Here is a 2392-nt window from a genome sequence, read left to right as displayed (position 1 = left end):
AAGTGCCTACAGTCCAGCTCACCACTCCATTATCCAAGCTGCCGCCAGTATCCGCAGACACGAAGCTCACTCCTGCCGGCAAGGCATCCGTTACCACCACCTGCTGCGCATCACTTGGGCCATTATTCGTCACCGTAATCGTGTACGTAAACGCTTCTCCTACCACCACATTCGGAGTAGCAGTCGTTTTCGCTATGGCTAAGGTAGCAGCAGTATCCACCGTCACATCATTATCTGGATCCGGCGCATTTTCCTTCGGACCATCTGGATCATCCGCACTATTGGCCACCGCTACGTTACGGATCACCGTACCCGCTGCCGTATTAGCCGGGATTCCTAAAACTAAGGTCAACGTAGCCTCTCCACCCGCCGCGATCTCGGCGATGTTCCAGCTCACCGTGCCGGCGGCAAAAGTCCCGCCCATGCTCGCGCTCTCGAACACCGTTCCCGCAGGAAGCGCATCCGTCACCAACACATTGCGCGCCGCCGCATTTCCTATATTGCGTACTCGAATCGTGTAGGTAATCGACTCACCCGCCAGCACGCGCGGTGCCGCAGGCGTCTTCAGCACTTCCAAATTCGCCACACGTAAGGCATTCACATTCACGCGCACCTCATTGCTCAACTGCTCCCCTCTCGGATCCGCTGCCGCAGTACCGCGCGCTTGCGCCACGATCACCACGCCATCAGCTAAGCCATCCGCGCTGCGAACCACCAAGTTCAAGCTAAGCGTCTCTCCTGCCGGCACATTAGCCAGTGCCCAGTTGACATTCAAGCCATCCAAGACACCGCCATCCGTCGCCGAAATAAACTGCGTGTCATTCGGTAGCGGCAAGGTCACATTCACAGCACCTGTACCGATATTACCCGTATTACGTACCTCTAAGGTATAGGTGATCGCATCCCCTGAGGTCACCGTCAGCGGAGTCGCCGCAAGCACCAGCTCTAAGGTCGCGCGCTCATTCACCGCCGTAATCACCGCAGGTGCAGATACGCGTGGAGATCCCGCATCCGTCGGGCTATTCACCTCGGCGACATTGCTCACCTCCGTGCATTCGCCAAGTCCGCCGCCAAGCGTACTTCCAAGCTCAGGTTGACCGACGCGCTGCGGCCAAAGTGCCTACAGTCCAGCTCACCACTCCATTATCCAAGCTGCCGCCAGTATCCGCAGACACGAAGCTCACTCCTGCCGGCAAGGCATCCGTTACCACCACCTGCTGCGCATCACTTGGGCCGTTATTCGTCACCGTGATCGTGTACGTAAACGTCTCTCCTACCACCACATTCGGAGTAGCAGTCGTTTTCGCTATGGCTAAGGTAGCAGCAGTATCCACCGTCACATCATTATCTGGATCCGGCGCATTTTCCTTCGGACCATCCGGATCATCCGCACTATTGGCCACCGCTACGTTACGGATCACCGTACCCGCTGCCGTATTAGCCGGGATTCCTAAAACTAAGGTCAACGTAGCCTCTCCACCCGCCGCGATCTCGGCGATGTTCCAGCTTACCGTGCCGGCAGCAAAAGTCCCGCCCATGCTCGCACTCTCGAACACCGTTCCCGCAGGAAGTGCATCCGTCACCAACACATTGCGCGCTGCCGCATTTCCTATATTACGTACTCGAATCGTGTAGGTAATCGACTCACCCGCCAGCACGCGCGGTGCCGTCGGCGTCTTCAGCACTTCCAAATTCGCCACACGTAAGGCATTCACATTCACGCGCACCTCATTACTCAACTGCTCCCCTCTCGGGTCCGCTGCCGCAGTACCGCGCGCTTGCGCCACGATCACCACGCCATCAGCTAAGCCATCCGCGCTGCGTACGACCAGGTTCAAGCTAAGCGTCTCTCCTGCCGGCACATTAGCCAGTGCCCAGTTGACATTCAAGCCATCCAAGACACCACCCTCCGTCGCCGAAATAAACTGCGTGTCATTCGGTAGCGGCAAGGTCACATTCACCTCGCCCGTACCGATATTTCCTGTATTGCGCACCTCTAAGGTATAGGTGATCTCATCCCCTGAGGTAACCGTCATCGGAGCCGCCGCAAGCACCAGCTCCAAGGTCGCGCGCTCATTCACCGCCGTAATCACTGCTGGTGCAGACACGCGTGGAGATCCCGCATCCGTCGGGCTATTCACCTCGGCGACATTGCTCACCTCCGTGCCATTCGCCAAGTCCGCCGCCAAGCGAACCTCCAGGCTCAGGTTGACCGTCGCGCTGCGGCCAAAGTACCTACAGGCCAGCTCACCACTCCATTATCCAAGCTGCCGCCAGTATCCGCAGACACGAAGCTCACTCCTGCCGGCAAGGCATCCGTTACCACCACCTGCTGCGCATCGCTTGGGCCATTATTCGTCACCGTAATCGTGTACGTAAACGCTTCACCTAC

General features: G+C 57.9%; 3 protein-coding genes. All 3 read right to left on the bottom strand.

Features of this window, described 5'->3' with window-relative positions; all coding sequences use genetic code 11:
• The coding region (locus A3SI_RS16760; RefSeq protein ID WP_009057903.1) for a COG1361 family protein at nucleotides 1–1045 on the bottom strand (1045 nt) is incomplete at its 3' end.
• A 43-nt stretch (nucleotides 1046–1088) separates the two neighbouring features.
• Complete coding sequence (locus A3SI_RS16755) at nucleotides 1089–2189, bottom strand: COG1361 family protein (protein WP_009057902.1); 1101 nt, start codon at nucleotides 2187–2189, stop codon at nucleotides 1089–1091.
• 14 nt (nucleotides 2190–2203) lie between these two features.
• Nucleotides 2204–2392 (bottom strand): DUF11 domain-containing protein (locus A3SI_RS16750; protein ID WP_009057901.1); only part of this gene is annotated, 189 nt, incomplete at its 5' end.

Origin of the sequence: Nitritalea halalkaliphila LW7 (genome assembly GCF_000265075.1) — a bacterium.
Classification (GTDB): Bacteria; Bacteroidota; Bacteroidia; order Cytophagales; family Cyclobacteriaceae; genus Nitritalea; species Nitritalea halalkaliphila.
This window is presented reverse-complemented; position numbering and strand designations above follow the sequence as displayed.